Here is a 2,083-nt window from a genome sequence, read left to right on the forward strand (position 1 = left end):
TTACGTATGCGGGGTATTACATGTGATTTGCCTACTGATTTACGCTTTTACGACAAATGTCCACACCCCTCTGGGGGTACACTGCCCGCGTTGGTGGCTCTTGTTAAGGGTGCTGGTTCCTTTGCCATTCATAGAACCTTTTTAAAAGACAATGGCTGCAAAACAGATCAGAAACCAGCAAAAGCCATGTTGGGATCTGTAACGGGTGGTGGGGTGCATTTAAGCCAAGCCAATCCAAAACATCTGGTCATTTGTGAAGGCATTGAAACCGGTCTGGCTCTTTTGTCTGGGTTGTTATCAGAGCCCGTTGATTTATGGGCGTCCCTTTCAACCAGTGGCATGATGCGTGTGAATTTACCCCATACAAAAGGACGTCTCACCATTGCNCATTTGTGAAGGCATTGAAACCGGTCTGGCTCTTTTGTCTGGGTTGTTATCAGAGCCCGTTGATTTATGGGCGTCCCTTTCAACCAGTGGCATGATGCGTGTGAATTTACCCCATACAAAAGGACGTCTCACCATTGCAATGGACGGCGATGATGCGGGTCGTAAAGCAGGTTTTAACCTCGCTGCGCGTGCCTATAGACAAGGCTTTGAGGTCTTTATGATGCAAGCTCCAAAAGGAACTGATTTTAATAACGTATTACTTTCTTAAAAGAGGGAAACTATGAAAGATAGTAATTTACAAAACAATAATGAAAATACTCCCATCAATGATAACGATAATGTCTCTTTAAACGAAAATACTTGTTTAAAAGCCATTTCTTATGAACAAGCCTTGCAACAAAATGGTTGGGGGCAATTACAACCGATTGCTACGGCTCTCTTACCCGTCGAGCCTTTTAAAATATTCCTGCTTCCAACACCATTAATAAACTATGTTTATGACGTTGCTGATATTCAACAATCTTCTATCGATTTTGTTGCTGTTTCTGCTTTATGTGGATTGTCTGCTGTCATTGGAAATGGCGTGCGGGTTTCTCCAAAACAACATGCCAATTGGAAAATTGTTCCTAATCTCTGGGGTGCCATTGTGGGGGAACCTTCAACTATGAAAACAGATACCATGGAAGCTGCTTTAGCACCTCTTGATGTTTTTCAAGAGGAATGGCATCAAGAATGGTTAAAGAAGAAAAAACAGCAAGAAACAAAAGATATTCTTATTGAATTAGACAAAAGAGAAAAGAAAAAACAAGCCTACAAAGCACTCAAAGATCAAGACGAGGAACAAGCCCTTGCTCTTCTTTCTCAATCTCTTGAACATAAAGAAAGTGAGGAAGATGACACGCTTAATAAACGACGTCTTATTGTCAACGATGTGACCGTCGAAAAGCTTGGGGAATTGTTAAAAGAAAACCCCCGTGGTCTCTTGTTGGTTCGTGATGAATTATCTGGTTTTTTATCCGATTTGGAACGGAAGGAATATCAATCAGACCGTTCTTTCTATCTAACAGCTTTTAATGGCAAAAAATCATACACCTATGACCGTATAGGACGTGGAACCATTTTTATTCCCAATGCAACCATTTCCATTATTGGGGGCATTCAACCTTCACGGATTATTCCCATTATTCAAGCAATGCACCATGGAACAAATAATGACGGCTTATTGCAACGATTTCAAATGCTGGTGTGGCCCGATGAACGAAAAGAGCGGTTATGGGTTGATAGACCTCCCAATCAAAAGGCATGGGAAAGTTATCAAGGAATTTTTCGTTCTCTTTATGATAAACCATTAGGATCACCAAAACACCCTATTACCATACGCTTTTCTGCTGAAGCTCAAGAAATGTTTCGTGTATGGTGGGAAAATTTTCAAAGAACAATCAAAGGAGGTCATTTCTCATCAAGTTTACAAGCGCATCTTTTGAAAATGAATAAAACCATACCAACCCTTGCATTGATTTTTGAATTGAGTGAAGGGGGGCGTTTTGAAATCAATAGAGATGCCCTTGAGAGAGCCTTATATTGGGAAGAATATCTGATAAGTCATGCAAAACGTCTTTATGCGGCGAATGATACATTAACAGCAGAGCGTGCAAAATTAATTGTAGAGCGCTGTGATCTTTTACCCAATGTTTTT

At 40.7% G+C, this 2,083-nt stretch carries 2 protein-coding genes and 1 pseudogene; all 3 read left to right on the top strand.

What is annotated here, in order from left to right:
- A partial coding sequence (locus ACFIMM_RS00005; RefSeq protein ID WP_375692557.1) for a toprim domain-containing protein occupies positions 1–396 on the top strand: 396 nt, incomplete at its 5' end.
- Positions 389–655: pseudogene (locus tag ACFIMM_RS00010) on the top strand (toprim domain-containing protein); the annotation flags it as partial. The gene ACFIMM_RS00005 and the pseudogene ACFIMM_RS00010, both read left to right, overlap by 8 nt.
- 12 nt (positions 656–667) lie before the next feature.
- On the top strand, positions 668–2,083 hold a 1,416-nt coding region (locus ACFIMM_RS00015; protein WP_375682434.1), incomplete at its 3' end, for a YfjI family protein.

The organism is Bartonella sp. AP258QHHD, from assembly GCF_042196145.1.
Taxonomy (GTDB): domain Bacteria; phylum Pseudomonadota; class Alphaproteobacteria; order Rhizobiales; family Rhizobiaceae; genus Bartonella.